This window comes from Actinosynnema sp. CA-299493 (genome assembly GCF_050946825.1).
Lineage (GTDB): Bacteria > Actinomycetota > Actinomycetes > Mycobacteriales > Pseudonocardiaceae > Actinosynnema.
Genome location: NZ_CP191993.1, coordinates 3,022,018 through 3,042,053 on the forward strand (window position 1 = coordinate 3,022,018; position 20,036 = coordinate 3,042,053).

Consider the following 20,036-nt stretch of genomic DNA (forward strand, 5'->3'; position numbering starts at 1 on the left):
TTTCCGTGTCCCGGGATGCGTCGGCGTGATCGTCCCAACGGGTTTCGCGCGGCGGGGGTCAGTTCGCCCGATGTTCACCCGCGTCCGGCCGAGGCTGACCGGAGGATCGACTCGACCCGCGTGTCGGTTAGCCTTACCTAAACTTCGGGGAGGTGCGGGTGTCGCGCGACGCGGTGCGGGGGATCGGCCTGCTGGTGTCGATCGGCGTGCTGGGCCTGATCGTGCTGCTCAGCCTGTGGATCGGCACCAAGAGCATCCCGTTCGCCGACACCTTCGCCCTGCTGCTCGCCGACGACGGCACCGGCGACGCGGCCATCGTGCGCGACGTCCGCGTGCCCCGGGCCGTGCTCGGCCTGCTGGTCGGCGCGGCGCTCGGCCTGGCCGGCGCGGTGATGCAGGCGCTGACCCGCAACCCGCTCGCCGACCCCGGCCTGCTCGGCGTGAACATGGGCGCGGCGGCGGCGATCGTGTCCGCCATCGCGTTCTTCGGCATCACCAGCCCCACCGGGTACGTGTGGTTCGCGCTGCTCGGGGCGGCGGGCACGGCGACGGCCGTCTACGTCCTCGGCGCGTCGGGTCGGGGCGCGGCCACCCCGGACCGGCTGGTGCTCAGCGGCGCGGCGCTGACCGCCGTGCTCCACGCCTACGTCTCGGCGATCCTGCTGCTGTTCACGCACACGTTCGACTCGTTCCGGTTCTGGAACGTCGGCTCGCTCGCCGGCCGCGACTTCGAGCTCGTCGGCCAGGTCTCGCCGTTCGTGCTGCCCGGCATCCTGATCGCGTTCCTGCTCGCCCGCAACCTCAACGTGCTGGCGCTCGGCGACCACACCGGCAAGGCGCTCGGCGCGAACGTCAACCGCACCCGTGCGTTCGGCGTCCTGTCCGTGACGCTCATGGCGGGCGCCGCGACCGCCGCCGCCGGGCCGATCGCGTTCGTCGGCCTGACCGTGCCGCACGTGGCCCGCATGATCGGCGGCAGCGACCAGCGCTGGGTGCTGGCGTACTCGGCGGTGCTCTCGCCGGTCCTGCTGCTCGGCTCGGACGTCGTCGGCCGGGTGGTCATCGCCCCGCAGGAGATGGAGGTCGGCATCATCACCGCGTTCATCGGCGCGCCCGTGTTCATCGCGCTGTGCCGGCGTCGGAAGTTGGCCACGCTGTGAGGACCGTCCGCACCCCCGCCGTCTCGCTGCGGATCAGCGAACGCGCCCTGCTCGTCAGCGTGGCCATCGCCGTGCTGACCGCGGTCGCCGCCGTCGCGACCATGGTCACCGGCGACTTCCCGCTGACCGTGGGCGAGGTGCTGGCCACGGTCGCCGGGCAGGGCGACGGCTACGCCGACTTCGTCATCTTCACGCTGCGCCTGCCACGCCTGATCACCGGCCTGCTGGTCGGCGCGGCGCTCGCGCTCAGCGGCGCGATCCTGCAGAGCCTGTCCCGCAACCCGCTGGCCAGCCCCGACATCATCGGCTTCACCCAGGGCGCGGCGACCGGCGCGATCGCGGTGCTCGTGCTGGCGCAGGGCAGCATGGCGGCCACCGCGCTCGGCGCGACCGTCGCGGGCCTGCTCACGTCCACCGCCGTCTACCTGCTGGCGCTCAAGCAGGGCGTGCAGGGCTTCCGGCTGGTGCTCATCGGCATCGGCGTGAGCGCCATGATGCTCGCGGTCAACTCCTACCTGATCACGCGGGCCACGCTGGAGAGCGCGTTGGCCGCGCAGACGTGGCTGGTCGGCGGCCTGAACAACCGGGGCTGGGACCAGGCCCAGGTGGTCGCGGTCGTGCTGGCCGTGCTGCTGCCGTCGGCGTTGGCGCTGGGACGGCGGCTGGCGCTGCTGGAGATGGGCGACAGCGCCGCGACCGGCCTCGGCGTGAACGCCGAGCGCACCCGCCTGGCGCTGCTCGCGGTGAGCGTCGGCCTGGCCGCCGTCGCCACCGCCGCCGCCGGGCCGATCACCTTCGTGGCCCTGGCCGCGCCGCAGGTCGCCCGGCGGCTCACCGGCGCGTCCGGGCCGGGCCTGGCCGCGTCGGCGCTCACCGGCGGCCTGCTGCTGGTCGTCGGCGACTTCGCGGTGCAACGGCTGTTCCCGACGACCCAGCTGCCGGTCGGCATCGCCACCGGCGCGATCGGCGGGCTCTACCTGGTGTGGCTGCTGGCCCACGAGTGGCGGAAGGGGAGCACGACGTGACCGTGCCAGGGGCGGGGCCGGCCGCCGGACGACTGCGGGGTTCGGGACTGACGCTGTCCTACGACGAGCGCGTCGTGGTGTCCGGGCTGGACGTCGAGATCCCGGACGGCTCGTTCACCGTCATCGTGGGCCCCAACGCCTGCGGCAAGTCCACCGTGCTCAAGGCGCTGGCGCGGATGCTCAAACCACGCGCCGGCGCCGTGTACCTCGACGGCGCGGCGATCTCGGCGTACCGCTCCAAGGAGGTCGCGCGTCGGCTGGGCCTGCTGCCGCAGACCTCCATCGCGCCCGGCGGCATCACCGTGGGCGAACTCGTGGCCCGGGGCCGGTACCCGCACCAGCGGCTGCTGCGGCAGTGGTCCGTCGAGGACGAGGAGGTGACCGCCGGCGCGATGCGGATGACCGGCGTGCACGACCTGGCCGACCGACTGGTGGACGAGCTGTCCGGCGGGCAGCGGCAACGCGTGTGGCTGGCCATGGTGCTGGCCCAGCAGACGTCGATCCTGCTGCTGGACGAGCCGACCACGTTCCTCGACATCGCGCACCAGGTCGAGGTGCTCGACCTCTGCGCCGACCTGCACGAGGACGGCAACCACACGCTCGTCGCCGTGCTGCACGACCTCAACCAGGCGTGCCGCTACGCCACCCACCTGATCGCGATGAAGCCCGGTGTCGGCGTGGTGGCGCAGGGCAAGCCGGCCGACATCGTGACCGCCGAGCTGGTGCGGGACGTGTTCGGCCTGCCGTGCCGGGTGATCGCCGACCCGGAGACCGACACACCCCTCGTCGTGCCGCTGCGGCGCCGGCGCGTCACGGCGTAGCGGTCGCTCCGGCAGCGCGTCACCGCGTGGCGGTCACTCCGGCAGCGGGTAGGCGCCGGCGGCGATGTCGGCGAACAGCGTCGGACCGGTCGGCGTCCAGCCGAGCAGCTCCCGGGTGCGGGCGCTCGACGCGGTGAGGTCCATGCCGGCGAAGTGCCCGATCCAGCCGAAGTGCGCCTCGGCGTCCTCCGGCGCCACCGACACCGTGTGCAGGCCCAGGTGGTCGCCGAGGGCGGCGGCGATGTCGCGGATCGGCAGGCCTCCCTCGGCCACGGCGTGCACCCGCGACCCCGCCGGCGCCTGTGCCAGCGCGAGCCGGACCAGCCGCGCGGCGTCGGAGCGGTGCACGGCGGGCCAGCGGTTCGAGCCGTCGCCGAGGTAGCCGACCGCGCCCCGCTGCTTCGCGACCTTCGTCAGCGTCGAGACGAAGCCCGGGTCGCCCATGCCGTGCACGGACGCGGCGAAGCGCACCGCCACCGGCCGGACACCGCGGTCGGCGTAGGACAGGGCGAGGTTCTCGCTGCCGCCGCGCGGTGAGTCGGCGCCGTGGTGCGGCGACGGGTCGTCCTCCGTCAACGGCCGGTCGGTGATGTCCGAGGCCACGCCGGAGGCGAACAGGAACGGCTTGCCGGTGCCCTCGATGGTGTCGAGCATCCGCCGCACGGCGGCGTGCTCGCTGCGGCCGGCGCCGGCGTAGTCGGCGAAGTCGTGCTTGAAGGCGAGGTGGACGACACCGTCGGCGGCCTCCGCGCCGGCGGCCAGGCTGTCGACGTCGTCCAGGCTGCCGCGGTGCGCGGTCACGCCCCTGGCCTCCAGGGCGGCGGCCGATTCGTCGGAGCGGGCGAGGCCGACGACCTCGTGGTCGTGGGCGAGCAGTTCGTCGGTGACGGCCGAGCCGATCCAGCCGGAGGCCCCGGTGACGAAGACGCGCATGGTGTTCCTTCCGCTATGTCAGTGACTGACATCGACCGTAGCACGCCATGTCAGCGACTGTCATCACTACACTCCCGGTCATGAGCCGCTGGGAGCCGGACGCCCGCGGGCGGATGATCCGCGCCGCGATGGACCTCTTCGCCGAGCGCGGCTTCGAGCAGACCACCGCCGGGGACATCGCCGAACGCGCCGGCGTGACCGAGCGGACGTTCTTCCGTCACTTCGCGGACAAGCGCGAGGTGCTCTTCGACGGCGCCCAGGTGATGGAGCAGGTGGCGTCGACCGCGATCCTCGCCGCGCCGCCCTCCGCCGAACCGCTCGACGCCGCGCTGGCCGGCGTGGTCGCGGCGGGCGCCCTGCTGGAGGACCGGCGCGACCACGCCGTGCGGCGGAACCGCTTGATCGAGGCCAACCCGGGCCTGCGGGAACGCGAGCTGCTCAAGCTCGCGGCGCTGGCCGACGCGACGGCCGGGACGTTGCGCGAGCGGGGCGTCGCCGACCAGGTCGCCGACCTCGCCGCCCACAGCGCCGTGACGGTGTTCCAGGTCGCCGTCGCACGCTGGGTGTCGGAGGAGGAGCCACCCCCCGTCGCCGCCTGCATTGCGGACAGCGCGGCGGTACTGCGCGCCCTTTAGGCCGGTGAGCGGGCCAAGGGCCATCACGCGCCCGACCGGTCTCCGGGGTCCACCGAGCGGCGGACCCCGGAGACCGGGGGAGTCGCGCGGGTCAGGCCCGCGGGAGGGTGAAGATCAGGCCTTGGCTCATCTTCGACCGGATGCCCTGCACGTCCACGCTGACGACCTTCGCCCGGTGCTGCGTGTCGGGGGTCAGCCCGGTCAGCGTGACCTGGTTCTGGGTGACGAAGCCGGTGTGCCCCCCGTCCCCGTCCAGGTACACGTCGTAGCCCCCGATCGGGTTCCACCAGGAATAACCCCGCCAGGTCAGCGTCACCGACGTCGGGGTCGTCGAGACCACCGTCAGCCCGTCGGGGCGCGGCGGTCGCTCCATGATGACCCCCTGCAACGACACGGTGCCCAGCAGGTCGTTCTGCGCCGGATCGTGCGTGCAGGACGCGGTGATCGTGCCCAGTGACGTGCCGTTCGCACGCTTGGGGCGCAGGGTCAGCGTCAGGTCGTCCACGCGCACGTCGTAGGACCCGGAAGTGTTCAGGTACTGCGCCGGGAAGCTGCCCGCGGCCCGCGCCGCGGTCCCCTGGGTGGTCTGCAACCACTTGGGCGCGAAGGTGAACGAGGCCTCGGTGGTCCGCGTCCCGCCCGGACCGACGATCCTCGCGCCGAGCTTCGCGGTGCTGTCGCCGTCCAGGCGCACCCCTTCGGCCAGCGTCAGCACCGGGCGCAGCTCGCGCAGGTCCAGGTCCACGTCGATGTAGAAGTACTGGCTGGTGGGAGCGCTGTTCGAGCCGATGCCCTCATTCGGCAGGCCGCCGACGACCCACACGGTCAGCTGGGCGCTCGGCCAAGCGGAGGTCGTGCACGTGTACTCCATGCGCACCGCCGTCGTCTCCGCCGACGCCGGGCTCGCGGCCCCCGTCAGCGCCCCGGCGGCCACCAGGGCCGACGCCAGGGACAAGGCGGTGACGCGAAATGAAGTCCATTTTCTACGCAACTTTTACGTCCTCTCCGTGTTCACCCGCCCACGGACAGTGTCCCGCAGATCAACCCCTACACGGGTGGACCATCCAGACGCACGGGGAATGAAGAAGGAGGAAATAAGACGCTCGGCGGGCGATCACCGGCTGTCGCGCACCACCTTCGCCGCCGCCGTGCCGCGCGCACGCCTCACCCGACCCGCGACCCTGCCCCCTGCTGCCAGGTCGTCACCGGTCAACGACAGCAGCGGGAACGGCCTCCACGTGACCGGTCACGTCACGCGATCGGACAGTCCGACGCGGGTCCCGTGAAATATGTCGGGGAAGGTGATAAGAATGAAGGTCGACTTCGCCTGAAATGGCGGAAGAAAGACAATCCCAGTATATCACAGGGGGCAAGCGTGACCACCGGGGAATTGTCCGCCGAACAACAGCGGATCACCTTCCTGCACGATCGGCTGGCGCGGGAGCAGGCTGCGGCACGAGCGGAGCTGGCCGCCGCGCTCAAGGACGGCGACGAACAGCGCTGGCACCGCGAGGTGGCCGTCCGCACGTTGTCCGAGCAGGTCAGCCGCCTGGGCGCGGCGGAGGAGAACCTGTGCTTCGGCCGCGTCGACACCACCGAGGACCGCGTCTACGTCGGCCGGATCGGCTTGTTCGACACCGAGCGCGACTACGAGCCGTTGTTGACCGACTGGCGCGCGCCGGCCGCCCGCCCGTTCTACACCGCGACCGCGGCGAACCCGGAGGGAGTGACCCTCCGCCGCCATTTCCGGACCAGGGGCGGGCGCTTGGAAGGCTTCTACGACGACGAGCTCCACCTCACCTCGAAAGCGCTGCTCGACGCGGTGCGGGCGCCCCGCTCCGCCACCATGCGCGACATCGTGTCCACCATCCAGGCCGAGCAGGACGAGGTGATCCGCCTGCCGCACCGGGGCGTGCTGGTGATCGAGGGCGGACCGGGCACGGGCAAGACGGCCGTGGCGCTGCACCGCGTGGCCTACCTGCTCTACGCGCAACGCGACCGGCTCTCCCGCCAAGGCGTGCTGGTGGTCGGCCCGAACCCGGGGTTCCTGCGGTACATCGGCGAGGTCCTGCCGTCCCTGGGCGAGACCGACGTCGTGTTCGCCACGCCGGGCGAGCTGTTCCCCGGCGTCCGGACCGAACGCGAGGACACCCCGGAGCTCCAGGTCCTCAAAGGCGGCCGGTCGGCCGTCGACCTGCTGGTCGCGGCCATCGCCGACCGGCAGGAGCTGCCCGCCGAGCCCATCCCGGTCGAGCTGGAGGACGTCACCGTCGACCTGACCGCCGAGATCGCCGCCCGCGCCAGGGAACGGGCGCGCGCCGCCGGGCTCAAGCACAATGAGGCCCAACCGGCGTTCCACCGGGCGCTGGTGGACGCCCTGGTCGCACCCGCGCTCGACCTCATCGGCGAGGACTGGCCGGAACTGGCGGCCGACGTGCGCCGCGAGCTCACCGGCCACCCCGACGTGCGCCGCGCCGCCGCCGAGCTGTGGCCGATCCTCACGCCCCGACGACTCCTGGCCGACCTCTACGCGGGCCGCTGCTCCGCCCTCGGCCACCCCGAGCTGCGCCGCGAGGACCCGCACGCGTGGACGGTCTCCGACGTGCCGCTGCTGGACGAGGCCGCCGAACTGCTCGGCTCCGACGGCGAGGCCGAACGCCGCGCGGCGGCGGAGCGGAGGCGTGCCGTCGAGTACGCGCAAGGCGTGCTGCACGTCATCGACACCGACCCGGCGATGCACACCGACGAGTTGCGGGCCGTCGACCTGGTCGACGCCGAGTGGCTGGCCGACCGCCACACCGCCGCGGACCACCGCGTCCTGGCCGAGCGCGCCGCCGTCGACCGCGAGTGGACCTACGGCCACATCGTGGTCGACGAGGCGCAGGAGCTGTCCGAGATGGACTGGCGGCTGCTGGCCAGGCGCGGGCCGAACCGGTCCATGACCGTCGTCGGCGACCTGGCCCAGCGGCAGGCCGAGGCGGGCGCCCGCGACTGGCGGACGGTGCTGGACCCGCTCGCCCGGGACCGCTGGCAGCACCGCAGGCTCACGGTCAACTACCGCACACCGGCCGAGATCACGGCCTACGCCGCCGGCGCGCTGGCCGAGGTGGACCCCGACGCCGTCCCGCCGACGTCCGTGCGGCACGGCGAGCCACCACTCGAGGTCACCGGCGCCGACCCCTGGTCGTTCCGCCCGGCCACCGGCACGTTCGCCGTGATCACCCCGACCGGCCCGCTCACGCCGCGCGCGGCGAAGGGCTTGGAGTTCGACACGGTCGTCGTGGTCGACCCCGAGCGGATGACACCGGCCGAGCGGTACGTCGCCCTGACCCGCGCCACCCGCCGCCTGGTCGTGGTGCGCACCTGAGGAACGGCCGGGGACGCGTCCCCGGCCGACCTGGGCAGATCAGGCGTTCACCGTCGCCGGCCCGGGTGCCGGCCCGGCCGTCGCGGGCACGCCGCGCAGCACGGTCACCGCGAGCGTGGCGGCGCCCGCGACCAGGACCGCCGCCACCACCGCGGCCACGTTGAGCCCATTGGTGAACGCCGCCCGCGCCGGTTCCACCAACGCCCGCGCCGCCTCCGCGGGCAGGTCGGCGGCGGCGGCCAGCGCGCCCGGCAGCGAGTCCGCGGCCTCGGCGGGCACGCCGGACGGCATGGTGGCGTGGTAGACGGCGGTGCCGATGCTGCCCATCAACGCGATCCCGAGCGACACGCCGAGGTCGCTCGCGGTGCTGCTGACCGCCGACGCGGCGCCCGCCTTCTCCGGCGGCGCGGCGGTGATCACCAACGTGGTGGTCAACGCCATCGTCGGCGCGATGCCGGGGTAGAGCAGGTAGAAACCGGTGATCAGCAGCGGCAGCCCGCCGACGCCGCCGACCTGCGTCAGCACCACGTACCCGGCCACCGAGAACACCGCACCGCCCGCCACCACGTACGCCGGCCGCACCCGCCGGGCGATGATCGGCGACAACGTCGACACGGCCACCAGCGCCAGCGCGGCGGGCAGGATCCACAGCCCCGCCGCCAACGGCGACAGCCCGGCGACCAGTTGCAGGTACTGCGTGAACAGCAGGTAGATGCCGCCGAGGGCGATGGCGGACAGCAGGAACACGCCCAACGCGCCGCTGAACGTCCGGTTCGCGAACAGCCGCACGTCCAGCAGCGGGTGGTCCAGCCGGAGCTGCCGGCGGGCGAACAGCACCCCGAACGCGACGCCGACGACCACCGTCACCGCGGACGTCACCGTCAGCCCGGACTTGGCGAAGTCCTTGACGCCGTAGACGAACGGCAGCAGCGCCGCCATCGACAGCAGCACGCTCGGCACGTCCGGGAGCCCGACGCCGGGCGCGCGGTACTCCGGCACCGCCAGCGGCGCCACGACCACCACCAGCGCCATCACCGGCACCCCGATCAGCAGCGCCGCGCCCCACCAGAACGACTCCAGCAGCAGCCCGCCGACCAGCGGCCCGACCGCGACGCCGACCGACACCGACGCGGCCCACAGCCCGATCGCCGTGGCCCGCTGCCGCGCGTCCCGGAACATGGTGCTGACCAACGACAACGTGGACGGCATGACGGCCGCCGCGCCGACGCCCATCAGCGCGCGGGCCGCGATCAGCGCCTCGGCGTTCGGCGCGAACGCGGACCCGATGGACGCCATCCCGAACACCACCGCGCCGAACACCAGCACCCGCCGCCGGCCGATCCGGTCGCCGACGGTGCCCATGGCCACCAGGAGCCCGGCCATCACGAACCCGTACACGTCGTTGACCCACAGCAGCTGACCGCTGGTCGGCCGCAGGTCGGCGGCGATGTGCGGGGTGGCCAGGAACAGCACGGTCATGGCCAGGAACAGCAACGCGGTCGGCAGCAGCAGCACCGCGAGTCCGAACCACTCCCTGGTCCCGGCCCGGTCACCGACATCGACATCGACAGACATGGTGTTTCGTTCCCTTGCTCGCACCGCCCGGGCGGGTCATCCCGCCCTGGTCACCCCACGGTGGCCGGGGCCGCTCCAGGAACCCTCCAGATCGACTTCGGGTACGGTCGGACCGTGCGTTTCGGGGTGCTGGGCCCGCTCTCGGCGTGGACGTCGGACGCCCGCCCCGTCCGCGTCCCCGAGGTGAAGGTCCGGGCGCTGCTGGCCCAGTTGGCGATCGACGCGGGCCGCGTGGTGCCCGCCGACCGGCTGATCGACCGCCTGTGGGGCGACCGGCTGCCCGCGAACCCCGCCGGCGCGTTGCAGACCAGGGCGTCCCAGCTCCGGGCCGCGCTGGACGACGCCGAACCGGGCGCGCGGCGGCTGGTCGTCTCACGCCCGCCCGGCTACCTGCTCGACGTCGCGCCGGACGCGGTGGACGCCGGCCGGTTCGAGGCGCTCCTGGCCGAGGCCGCCACGGGCGACCCGCGCGTCCGGGTCGAGCTGCTGGACGAGGCCCTGGCGCTGTGGCGGGGACCGGTGCTGGCCGACTTCGCCGACGAGGCGTTCGCCCGCGAGGCCGCCGCCCGGCTGGACGAACTGCGGCTCACCGCGTGGGAGCAGCGCGCCGAGGCCCGGCTGGAGTTCGGCGAGCCGGGCGTGCTCGCCGACGAGCTGGGCGAGCTGGTGGCCAGGCACCCGTTGCGCGAACGCCTCCGCGCCGCCCACCTGCGCGCCCTCTACCGGGCCGGCCGGCAGGGCGAGGCGCTGGTGGGCTACCGCGACCTGCGGGCCCGGCTGGTCGCGGAGCTCGGCGTCGAGCCCGGACCGGTGCTGGCCGCGCTGCACCGGGCGATCCTCGACCAGGACCCGTCGCTCGGCGGCGCGGTGGAGCCGCCGACGAACCTGCCGCACCCGCTCGGCGACCTGGTCGGCCGGGACGCCGACGTCGACGAGGTGCGGGCGCTGCTCGCGGCGGACCGGCTCGTCACCCTCACCGGGCCCGGCGGCGTGGGCAAGACCCGGCTGGCCCTGGCCGTGGCCCGAGACCTGCTGGCCGGCTTCCCGGACGGGACCTGGCTGGTGGAGCTGGCTACCCTGCCCGCGGGCGCGCCGCCGGACGAGGTGGCGGCCCTGGTCGCGGCGAGCGTGGGCGTCCGCGACGGCGTGGCGACCGACCTGGTGGGCACGCTGGCCGAGGCGGTGCGCGCCAAGCGGATGCTGCTCCTGCTGGACAACTGCGAGCACGTCGCGCCGGCCGTGGCGGAGCTGGCCGCCGGGCTGCTGCGCGCCGCGCCGGGGCTGCGGGTGCTGGCCACCAGCCAACGTCCGCTCGACGTGGCCGGCGAGCTGCTGTGGCCCGTGCCGACGTTGGCCGGGCCGAGCGCCGTCGAGCTGTTCGTGGCCCGCGCGGCGGCGCGCGCGCCGGGCTTCGCCCTCGACCCCGCCAACGCCGACGCCGTCGCGGCGATCTGCCGCCGGCTCGACGGCATCCCGCTGGCCCTGGAACTCGCCGCGACCAGGGTGCGCGCGTGGGGCGTGCACGAGGTGCTGGCGCGGCTGGACGACCGGTTCCGCGTGCTGACCGCCGGGCACAGCGGCGCGCCCGCCCGGCAGCGGACCCTGCGGGCGGTGCTCGACTGGAGCTGGGAGCTGCTGACCGAGGCCGAGCGGACCGTGCTGCGCCGGCTGTCCGCGCACGTGGACGGCTGGACGTTGAGCGCGGCGGAGGCCGTGGCCGGTGACGACGACCTCGACGTGCCCGACCTGCTGGCCCGCCTGGTGGACCGGTCGCTGGTCACCGCCACCCTCGGCGACGACCCGCCGCGCTACCGGCTGCTGGAGTCGGTCGCCGAGTACTCGGCCGCCAGGCTGCGCGAGGCGGGCGAGGCCGCGGCGGTCGAGCGGCGGCACCGCGACCACTACGCGCGCCTGGCCGCGACCGCCGACCCGCTCCTGCGCGGCCCGGAGCAGCGGCGGTGGCTGCGCCTGCTCGACGCCGAGACGGCCAACCTGCGCGCGGCGATCGACCACGCGGCCCGGGACGGCGAGGCGTTGCCGCTGGTGGACTCGCTGGCCTGGTACTGGGTGCTGCGGGGCAGGCTGGGCGAGGGCCTGCGCGCGTTCACGGCGGCACTGGCCGGTGGCGGCCCGGCGGACCAGGCGGGCACGGTCCAGGCCTGGCACACCGCGTTCGGCCTGCTCACGGGGGTGACGTCGAGCCTCGTGCCGCCGCCCGGCGCCCGCCCCGCCGACCGGGACGCCGCGGCGCGCCGGGCCCGGGCCGAGTGGTTCCTCGGGTTCGTCGGCGTGGGGATCGGCGAGCCCGGCCTCGGCGAGGACCTCGTCCGGTCGGCGCTGGCGGTGTTCCAGGACCAGGGCGACCCGTGGGGCACTGCCGCCGCGCTCGGCACCCTCGCGCACTACGCGTCGACGCGCAGCGACCTGGACGCCCTGGCGCGACACGGCGAGCGCAGCATGGCGCTGTTCGCCGAGGTGGGGGACCGCTGGGGCCGGCTGCACGCGACGTTCGGGCTCGGCGCGCACGCCGAGATCGTCGGCGACTACGACCGCGCCGCCGCCCTGCACCGGGAGGGCCTGCGGATCGCCGAGGAGCTGGGCCTGGGCACCGAGGTGGCGGACGAGCTGTCCGCGCTCGGCCGGATCGCGCTGCTGACCGGCGACTACGAGCAAGCCGACGAGCTGCACGCCTGCGCCCGGGCGCAGGCCGCGGCGCAGGGCTACACGCTCGGCGAGGAGTTCGCCGAGCTCGGCCTGGCGCTGAGCCTGCGCCGCCAGGGCCGGTTCGCCGAGGCCGAGGCGCTGCTGCGCAAGTGGCTGGTCTACGACCGGCGGCTGGAGTCGGAGATCGCGGTCTCCCTCATCGTCGCCGAGCTGGGCTTCATCGCCGAACTGCGCGGCGACCCCGACACCGCCCGCGCCCTGCACCTGGAGGGCCTGGCCGCGGCCCGCAAGGCCGCCGACCCGCGTGCCGTGGCCCTAGCGCTGGAAGGGCTGGCCGGCGCGGAATCCCTGGCCGGGGACCACGCCCGGGCGGCCCACCTGCTGGGCGCCGCCGCCACCCTGCGGGAAGGGGCGGGCGCCCCGCTCCCGCCCGGTGAGCGCGGCGACGTCACCCGCATCACCGCGACCACTCGCGCCGCGCTCGGCCCCGAGCGCTTCACCTCGGCGTTCACCCGGGGCCGAACCCGCGGCGCGGAACCGGACCTGCTGGTCCCCTAAGTCCCCGGCCGCACCCTCACCCCGTGGGTGGGGTCTCGTTGGGCGCGGGCCGGTTGGGCGCCGGCGGCTCCGGGGTGGGCGGGATCGGCGGCTCCGTGCCGGGTGACGGCTCCCTCGGCGGTTGTGGCACCGGGGGCGGCACCGGGACGGGACGCGGTTCGGGCGGTTGTGGCTGGACCATGTCAACCTCCTTCCCGCCCGGACTACCCACTTCTCGTGAGTCCTACATCCACAACTCGAGAGTCCTACGGTCAAACCCCGCGAGTCCTACGTTCAGAACACCCGTGTCCTACGTTCGGAACACCCGAATTCAACGCTCAGAACACCCGGCGAGCTTGTTCCGCCCGAAACACCGACGATTCCGAACACGAGAACGAGAGGTTCGGTCGATCGCGGTCACCGGGACGGGTCGGACTGGTGGGCCGCCGTGAATTCGACGGTCAGGACGCGCGGTCCGCGGCCCGTGCCGGCGACGGGTCCAGGTTCGGCAGGACCTCCCGGCCGAACAGGCGGATCGTGTCGAGCACGGCTTGGTGGGGGAGACCGCCTATGTCGACCATCACCAGCTGCGCGTCCAGGCCCAGCAGCCCGGTCAGCCGGTTCAGCCGCGCGGTCACCTCCGCCGGATCGCCGCACACCGCCGCGCCCTCCATCAGCAGGTCGACGTCCACCTCGCCGTCACCGCGCCACGGGTCGGCGAACTCCGCGTACGCCGCCAGGTGGGGCCGCCACGTCTCCCGCGCCTCCGCCGCCGTCGGCGCGACGAACACGTGACTCGGCAACGCCACCCGCCCGCCACCGCCCATCGCCGCCCGGTAGCGCTCCACCACCGACCGGTGCGTGCCCGGGTCGCGCAACGTGCTCGGCAGCATCAGCGGCAGCTCCAGCTCCACCGCCAGGTCCGCCGACACCGCCGACCCGCTGCCGATCCACACCAGCGGCCGGGGCTGCTGCACCGGGCGCGGCGTCGTCGTGACGTCCACCAGCGGGCTGCGGTACTTGCCCTCCCACGTGACGTGCTTCTCCTCCAGCAGCCGCAGCAGCAGCCGCAGGTTCTCGTCGAACCGCGCCCGCAGGTCGTCCTGCACCCCGAACGCCACGTCGGTGCGCTGCGACACGCCCCGCGCCACGATCAGCTCCGCCCGGCCCCGCGACAGCACGTCCAACGTGGCCACGTTCTCCGCCACCCGCACCGGGTCGTGGTGCGCCAGCAGCGTCACCCCGGTGGACAGCCGCAACGTCGACGTGCGGTCGGCGATCGTGGCCAGCAGCAGCTCCGGCGCCGACACGATGTACCGGGTGAAGTGGTGCTCGCCGATCGCCACCCCGGTGAAGCCGGCCTCCTCCGCCACGACGGCCTGCTCGACCACCGCCCGCAGCCGGTCGCACTCGGTCACGGCCCGGCCGGTGTACGGGTTGGGCAGGTGATCGCCCAAGATCAGCAGGTACACGTCCATCAGACAATCTTGCACGCCGCGACTACCGTGACACCCGCCAGTCCAGAGCGTGGAGGAGCACCCGTGACCGCTGTGTCCGTGTCCGACAACCCCGAGCAGTCCCGCTACGAGGTCCGACTGGACGGCGAGCTGGGCGGTTTCGCCGAGTACACCTCGGCGGACGGCGTCGTGACGTTCACCCACACCGAGGTCGCCATCGAGGGCAAGGGCCTGGGCAGCCGGCTCGTCCGGCACGCCCTGGAGGACGTGCGCGCCAAGGGGCTGACCGTCGTGCCCGAGTGCCCCTTCGTGCGCGGTTACCTGGAGAAGCACCCCGAGCTCCGGACCGGGTGACGCGCCGCCGCGTCCGCACGTCGCCGCCCAGTCGAATAGGCGCACCCGCTCACCAGCGCATACCGGGCCGAGGTTGCCCCTGAGTGTGAATCGTCACAAATGGGGGTAACAACACGGCCAAGTAGGCGGCTTTTGGTCAACAGTGGTAGCTGATCGTGTCAACATTGCTGATCGTGGCCTCACTCGTGCTCGATCCCCGCCATGATGGTGATGTCGTCGACGGCAGACGCGGTCGACGGGGACGAGGACCGATCACGAGACCGATGAGGTGGGCCTGGCTGTGACCGCTGAGGTGAGCGGAAGTGGCGCGCGCACGGACGGACCCACCCGCAGGGTGGGCACGTGGTCGGAGGTCATCCGGCAGGTTCCACCCCGGTTGTTGCGACTCGGCGCGCTCGGCGGGCTGCTGATCGCGCTCGGCGGCGTCGGCGCCGGCGCGGTGCTGCGCCGCGACCCGTTGCTGACCGGCACGATCCTCAACGCGGTGCGGTACGGCCACGGCCGCGACCTCGCCACCGCCGTGGTCTTCGTCGGCGTGGGGCTGCTGGTCTACTCGTGGGTCCGGCTCGGCCGGATGGTGCGCGCCGCCCAGGTCGACGGCCGCGGCGTGGTGCTGGCCGCCGCCGCGTGGACCGCGCCGCTGCTCATCGGCCCGTCGCTGTACAGCCGGGACGTCTACAGCTACCTCGCCCAGGGCGCGGTCGCGCTGCACGGGTTCGACCCCTACACGACCGGCGCGTCCGTGCTGCCCCTGTCGCTCGGCGGCAACGTGGCGTCGCTGTGGCAGGACACGCCGTCGCCGTACGGGCCGCTGTTCCTCCTGGTGGCCAAGTGCGTGGTGGCGATCACCGGGGACAACGTGATCATCGGCGCGGTCCTCATGCGGCTCGCCGTGTTCAGCGGGCTGGCGATGCTGGCCTGGGCGATGCCCGGACTGGTCCGGCACCTCGGCGGGCGCACGTCGGTGGCGCTGTGGCTGACCGTGGCGAACCCGTTCGTGATCGCCGTCGGCATCGGCGGCGCGCACAACGACATCCTGATGGTCGGCCTGATGGCGGTCGGCGTGCTGATGGTGCTGGACGGCAAGCACGTGCGCGGCATCGCGGTGATCGCCCTGGCGACCGCGGTCAAGGCCACCGCGGTGCTGGTGATCCCGTTCCTGATCTGGGTGTGGGTGGCGCGGATGTCCGGCCCGGCCCGCCAGCGGTTCTTCCAGGCGTGCGCGGTGGGCGGCATCACGTTCGCCGGCGTCTTCGCGCTCTCCACGATCATCGCCGGGGTCGACCTCGGCTGGGTCAACGTGCTGCAGAGCCAGACGCCGCTGCTGACCTGGATGTCGCTGCCCTGCGCCGTCGCCGAACTGCTCTACTACTCGGTCGGCCGGCACATCCCGGGCGCGACCTACGAGGGCTTCCTCGGCTTCTTCCGGTCCGCCGGCGTGTACGTCCTCGCCGCCGTGCTGGTCCGCCAGTGGTGGCTGGCCAGGGCGGGCGGTGTGGACGCCGTGCGGCGTGCCGCGATCGCCCTGCTCGCCGCCTCCGTGCTGGCCCCGTCCGTCCTCCCCTGGTACTTCACCTGGGTCCTGGCGCTCGCCGCCGCGTTCGCGTGGAAGGACCGGTGGCTCGCCGCCGCCGCGGGCTTCTCGGTCTGGATGGTCCTCATCACGCTCCCCGACGGCACGATCGTCGCCCGCTGGCACTACGGTTCGGCGAACCCCGTCGTGTGGTGGTCCTACCTGGCCGTCACCGTCCTGATCGGCGTGTGGGTCGGCCGGTCGCTCCTGGGCCGCCAACCGGTGTGGTCGCTGTTGAGCGAGCTGCGGGCGCGGTCGGGCGAGGCGGACCGGCCGAAGCTGCTCGTCGAGCAGGCGCCGCGACTCGTCCAGCAGGCGCCGCCGCCCGTCACCGAGCAGGCGCCGACCGAGGTCGAGATCGAGGACGACGACGTGACGGGCGAGCCGGACGCGGCCGGGAAGCAGCGCGGGAGCACGGGTGGTTGACCGGATCGAACAGCGGGTGCTGAGGTTCGCCCCGCTGGTGTTGTGCTTGTCGCTGGGCTGGTACTTCTGGCGCTTGGGCGTGCCGAGCGGCTGGGGCATGATCGACCTCAAGGTCTACTGGAGCCTCGCGCCGAACCTGCTCACCGATCAGCTCTACACGATCGACATGCCGTTCACGGCGGACTTCCCGCTGCCGTTCACCTACCCGCCGTTCGCGGCCGTGCTGTTCCTCCCGCTGTCCTGGTTGCCGTGGGTGGCCGCGCGGATCGTGTGGCAGGTGTTGTCCCTGGTCTGCCTCTGGTGGCTGGTCCGCACCGCGTTGTCGCTGGTCGCCGCCAGGTCGGGGCAGCGTTTCGACGCCACCTGGTCGCGCCGCGCGCTGCTGTGGACGGCGCTCGCGCTGTGGTGCGAGCCGGTGCGCAAGACGCTCGACTTCGGGCAGGTCAACCTGGTGCTGATCGCCGGCACCTTCGCCGCGATGGTCGCCACCCGGCACCTGGTGGCGGGCTTCGGCGTCGGCGTGGCGGCGGGGCTGAAGCTCACCCCGGCGATCTCGGTGCTGTACTTCCTGGTGACGCGCCGGTTCAAGGCGGCGCTGTGGACGGCGGTCGGCTTCGCGTTCACCGTGGCCGTCGGCTTCGCCGCCTCCGCGTCGGACTCGTGGCGCTACTGGTTCGAGCTGCTCGGCGCGGCCGACCGGGTCGGCCCGGTCGGGTCGGCGATCAACCAGTCGTTGCGGGGCGCGTTGTCGCGCACGCTCGGCCACGACGTCGGCATGACGTGGCCGTGGCTGCTCGCGGTGGCGGTGTCGGCCGTGCTGACCGGGTTCGCGCTGCGCGCCGCGGTGAAGGCCGGGGACGCGCTCGCCACCGTGGTCGCCGTGCAGCTGTTCGGGCTGCTGCTCTCGCCGATCTCGTGGAGCCACCACTGGGTGTGGGTGATCCCCCTGGTGCTGTGGGCGGTCTACGGCGCGCGCCGCTCGTGGCCCGTCCTGGCGGTCGCCGCGGCGTGGGTCGTGGTGACCGGCGCGGACCTGATCACCTTCCTGATCGACCAGCAGCCGACCATCTGGGAGATCCCCCGGCCGTGGCCGCTGGCCGCGCTCGGGTGGTGCTACCCGCTGCTCGGGCTGCTCACCCTCGCGGTGATCCCGTCGGGGCTGCGCGGCGAGACCCGCGAGCCGGCCGCCGCCACGCCGCCCGCCACGACGTCGAAGGTCGAGCCCAGTGTCAGCTGAACCACCCTCGTCCGCCGCGCGCGTGCTCGTGAAGGCCGAGCGGTGGCTGCTGGTCGCCGCGCCGGTGCTGCTGGTGGCGTCCGTCGTGGGCCGCGGCTGGACCATCGTCACCGGGTTCGGCAACGAGACGATCGACCTGTACGTGTACTGGGCGCTGGCGCCGCACGTGCTCTCCGGCGACCTCTACGACGTCACGTCGCCGAACTCGCCGCCCGACTTCCCGCTGCCGTTCACCTACCCGCCGTTCGGCGCGCTGGTGTTCCTGCCGATGACGTGGCTGCCGTGGGTCGCCGCGCAGTGGGCGCTGCGGCTGCTGTCCGGGCTGTGCCTGTACTGGATGGTGCGCGTCGCCCTGCGCCTGGTGGCCGGCGAGGGCTGGACGGCGGACGCCGCGGTGTGGCGCCGTCGGGCGCTGCTGTGGACCGCCGTGCTGCTGTGGTTGCAGCCCGTGGTGCACACGTTCGACTTCGGGCAGGTCAACCTGCTGCTGGCGGCGGTGGTGCTGGGCGCCATGACGGCCCGGCACTCCCGGCTCGCGGGCCTCGGCATCGGCCTGGCGGCGGGCGTGAAGCTCGTGCCCGCCATCTCCGGGCTGTACTTCCTGGTCACGCGCAGGTTCGCGGCGGCGGTGTGGTCGGTCGTGGCGTTCGCGGTGAGCGTCGGCCTCGGCTTCCTGGTGGACCCGGCGCAGGCCAAGCACTACTGGTTCGAGCTGCTCGGCGCGGCCGACCGGGTCGGCCCGATCGGCACCGCGCACAACCAGTCGTTGCGCGGCGCGTTGTCGCGGACCCTCGGCTACGACGTCGAGATGACGTGGCCGTGGGTGCTCGCGGCGGTGGTGTCGGCCGTGCTCGCCGGGTTCGCGCTGCGTGCCGCCGTGCGGGCGGGCGACGTGCTGATCGGCGTGCTGGTCGTGCAGGTCCTCGGTCTGCTGCTCTCGCCGATCTCGTGGGACCACCACTGGGTGTGGATCGCGCCGCTGCTGATCTGGCTGGCGCACACCAGGATCGCGCCGTGGGCCCGGGGCGTGCTGCTGGTGCTGTGGTGCCCGGTCATGTTCTGGGACGTGATCGCCTTCCAGCTCGACCGGCAGCCCACGATCTGGACCATCCCGAGGCCCGGCTACCTCTCCGCGATCGGCTGGGCCTACCCGGCGTTGGCGCTGCTCACGCTCGCCGTGATCCCGTTCGTGGTGAAGGCGGTGGCCCGGCGTGCGCCGGCGACCGCGTCACTGACGGGCCACACCGGGGTTACCGGCAAGTAGGATCCGGGGATGGAGTGGACCGAACCCGGAGTCTTCGAGGTCGCGCCCGGTGTCTACCGGATCCCGCTGCCCCTGCCCAACGACGGGTTGCACACCGTCAACGTGTACGCGGTCGACGACGGTGACGGCCTCGTCCTGATCGACTCGGGCTGGGCCCTCGACGCGGGCGAGACGGCGCTGGAATCGGCGCTGGGCGCGCTCGGGCGCGGTTTCGAGGACGTCCGCCGCTTCCTGGTCACGCACGTCCACCGCGACCACTACACGATGGCCGTGGCCCTGCGCCGCCGGTTCGGCACGAAGATCGCGCTCGGCGCGGGGGAGCAGCCGTCCCTGGCCAAGGTCATCGGCCGGCGCCGGGATGGTGTCCGCGACCTGGCCCGGTGGGGCGCGCCGCACCTGGCCGAACGGTGGGAAGCGGTGGTGGCGTCGATGGGCGAGGCCGAGCTGCGGGACTACGAGGAGCCCGACGAGTGGCTCCGCGAGGGCGACCTGGCCCTGGAGAAGCGGGTGCTGCGCGTCCTGCCGACGCCCGGTCACACCCGCGGGCACGTGGTGTTCGTCGACGTCGAGTCGTCGCTGCTGTTCGCGGGCGACCACGTGCTGCCGCACATCACGCCGTCGATCGGCTTCGAACCCGCCCGGCCCGCGCTGCCGCTCGGCGACTACCTCGACTCGCTGCGCCTGGTCCGCGACTTCCCGGACCTGCGGCTGCTGCCCGCCCACGGCCCCGTCACCGAGTCGAGCCACGCCAGGGTGGACGAACTGCTCGCCCACCACGAAGACCGGCTCACGGCCACGCTGGACGCCGTGCGGGCGGGCACCGGCACCGGCTTCGAGACCGCGCGCAAGCTCGGCTGGACCAGGCGCGGCCGGAAGTTCGACGAGCTGGACCTGTTCAACCAGGTGCTGGCCACCGGCGAGACGGCCGCGCACCTCGACGTGCTGGTCCACCGCGGTCTGCTGAGCGCCACCGAGGAGGAGGGCGTGGTGCGGTACGCGATCGGCTGA

15 protein-coding genes are annotated in these 20,036 nt (G+C 73.6%); 11 read left to right on the forward strand and 4 right to left on the reverse strand.

Annotated features, from left to right (window positions below):
• Positions 1-158 precede the first annotated feature (158 nt).
• The 3 genes from ACQPYE_RS14155 to ACQPYE_RS14165 are packed head-to-tail and all read left to right on the forward strand — an operon-like array spanning position 159 to position 3,006.
• The gene (locus ACQPYE_RS14155) at positions 159-1,160 is read left to right on the forward strand and encodes a FecCD family ABC transporter permease (protein ID WP_498722909.1); all 1,002 of its coding nucleotides are present in this window, start codon (positions 159-161) and stop codon (positions 1,158-1,160) included.
• Positions 1,157-2,185, forward strand: coding sequence for a FecCD family ABC transporter permease (locus tag ACQPYE_RS14160; RefSeq protein ID WP_498721618.1), 1,029 nt, complete (start codon positions 1,157-1,159; stop codon positions 2,183-2,185). Before ACQPYE_RS14155 ends, ACQPYE_RS14160 begins: the two co-directional genes overlap by 4 nt.
• Entirely contained in the window at positions 2,182-3,006 is an 825-nt protein-coding gene (locus ACQPYE_RS14165; protein ID WP_498721619.1) for an ABC transporter ATP-binding protein, read from the forward strand. The genes ACQPYE_RS14160 and ACQPYE_RS14165 overlap by 4 nt, the downstream gene beginning before the upstream one ends.
• 33 nt (positions 3,007-3,039) lie before the next feature.
• On the opposite strand, the gene ACQPYE_RS14170 is transcribed toward ACQPYE_RS14165, so the two are convergent.
• Complete coding sequence (locus ACQPYE_RS14170) at positions 3,040-3,939, reverse strand: SDR family oxidoreductase (RefSeq protein ID WP_498721620.1); 900 nt, start codon at positions 3,937-3,939, stop codon at positions 3,040-3,042.
• A gap of 80 nt (positions 3,940-4,019) precedes the next feature.
• Here ACQPYE_RS14170 and ACQPYE_RS14175 point away from each other — a divergent pair, with 80 nt between their 5' ends.
• Positions 4,020-4,574, forward strand: coding sequence for a TetR/AcrR family transcriptional regulator (locus ACQPYE_RS14175; RefSeq protein WP_498721622.1), 555 nt, complete (start codon positions 4,020-4,022; stop codon positions 4,572-4,574).
• Between the two features lie 91 nt (positions 4,575-4,665).
• Here the strand turns inward: ACQPYE_RS14175 and ACQPYE_RS14180 are convergent, their stop codons facing one another.
• Positions 4,666-5,529 (reverse strand): DUF6801 domain-containing protein, encoded by an 864-nt coding sequence (locus tag ACQPYE_RS14180; RefSeq protein ID WP_498721623.1) that lies wholly within the window; start codon positions 5,527-5,529, stop codon positions 4,666-4,668.
• A 420-nt stretch (positions 5,530-5,949) separates the two neighbouring features.
• Between ACQPYE_RS14180 and ACQPYE_RS14185 the strand changes: the two genes are divergently transcribed.
• On the forward strand, positions 5,950-7,941 hold the full coding sequence (locus tag ACQPYE_RS14185; RefSeq protein ID WP_498721624.1) for a UvrD-helicase domain-containing protein: 1,992 nt from the start codon (positions 5,950-5,952) through the stop codon (positions 7,939-7,941).
• Between the two features lie 39 nt (positions 7,942-7,980).
• Here ACQPYE_RS14185 and ACQPYE_RS14190 read toward each other — a convergent pair whose 3' ends face one another.
• On the reverse strand, positions 7,981-9,516 hold the full coding sequence (locus tag ACQPYE_RS14190; protein ID WP_498721626.1) for an MFS transporter: 1,536 nt from the start codon (positions 9,514-9,516) through the stop codon (positions 7,981-7,983).
• 114 nt (positions 9,517-9,630) lie between these two features.
• Between ACQPYE_RS14190 and ACQPYE_RS14195 the strand changes: the two genes are divergently transcribed.
• The gene (locus ACQPYE_RS14195) at positions 9,631-12,738 is read left to right on the forward strand and encodes an AfsR/SARP family transcriptional regulator (protein ID WP_498721627.1); all 3,108 of its coding nucleotides are present in this window, start codon (positions 9,631-9,633) and stop codon (positions 12,736-12,738) included.
• A 440-nt stretch (positions 12,739-13,178) separates the two neighbouring features.
• On the opposite strand, the gene ACQPYE_RS14200 is transcribed toward ACQPYE_RS14195, so the two are convergent.
• On the reverse strand, positions 13,179-14,195 hold the full coding sequence (locus ACQPYE_RS14200) for an LLM class flavin-dependent oxidoreductase (protein ID WP_498721629.1): 1,017 nt from the start codon (positions 14,193-14,195) through the stop codon (positions 13,179-13,181).
• A 63-nt stretch (positions 14,196-14,258) separates the two neighbouring features.
• Between ACQPYE_RS14200 and ACQPYE_RS14205 the strand changes: the two genes are divergently transcribed.
• From ACQPYE_RS14205 to ACQPYE_RS14225, 5 genes are all read left to right on the forward strand, one after another.
• A complete protein-coding gene (locus tag ACQPYE_RS14205; protein ID WP_498721631.1) occupies positions 14,259-14,528 on the forward strand; it encodes a GNAT family N-acetyltransferase in 270 nt (89 codons plus the stop codon).
• 280 nt (positions 14,529-14,808) lie between these two features.
• Positions 14,809-16,527: a polyprenol phosphomannose-dependent alpha 1,6 mannosyltransferase MptB gene (gene mptB, locus ACQPYE_RS14210; protein WP_498721632.1), complete on the forward strand. Its 1,719-nt coding sequence runs from the start codon at positions 14,809-14,811 to the stop codon at positions 16,525-16,527.
• Positions 16,520-17,764 (forward strand): glycosyltransferase 87 family protein, encoded by a 1,245-nt coding sequence (locus ACQPYE_RS14215; protein ID WP_498721633.1) that lies wholly within the window; start codon positions 16,520-16,522, stop codon positions 17,762-17,764. The genes mptB and ACQPYE_RS14215 overlap by 8 nt, the downstream gene beginning before the upstream one ends.
• Complete coding sequence (locus ACQPYE_RS14220; protein ID WP_498721634.1) at positions 17,754-19,028, forward strand: glycosyltransferase 87 family protein; 1,275 nt, start codon at positions 17,754-17,756, stop codon at positions 19,026-19,028. Before ACQPYE_RS14215 ends, ACQPYE_RS14220 begins: the two co-directional genes overlap by 11 nt.
• Before the next feature lie 9 nt (positions 19,029-19,037).
• Entirely contained in the window at positions 19,038-20,036 is a 999-nt protein-coding gene (locus tag ACQPYE_RS14225; protein ID WP_498721635.1) for an MBL fold metallo-hydrolase, read from the forward strand.

What these genes read in the sequence shown, in the direction of transcription:
- ACQPYE_RS14170 (WP_498721620.1), bottom strand. Translation starts at nt 3,939, where the DNA reads ATGCGCGTCTTCGTCACCGGGGCCTCCGGCTGGATCGGCTCGGCCGTC.
- ACQPYE_RS14175 (WP_498721622.1), top strand. Translation starts at nt 4,020, where the DNA reads ATGAGCCGCTGGGAGCCGGACGCCCGCGGGCGGATGATCCGCGCCGCG.
- ACQPYE_RS14190 (WP_498721626.1), bottom strand. Translation starts at nt 9,516, where the DNA reads ATGTCTGTCGATGTCGATGTCGGTGACCGGGCCGGGACCAGGGAGTGG.
- ACQPYE_RS14200 (WP_498721629.1), bottom strand. Translation starts at nt 14,195, where the DNA reads ATGGACGTGTACCTGCTGATCTTGGGCGATCACCTGCCCAACCCGTAC.
- ACQPYE_RS14225 (WP_498721635.1), top strand. Translation starts at nt 19,038, where the DNA reads ATGGAGTGGACCGAACCCGGAGTCTTCGAGGTCGCGCCCGGTGTCTAC.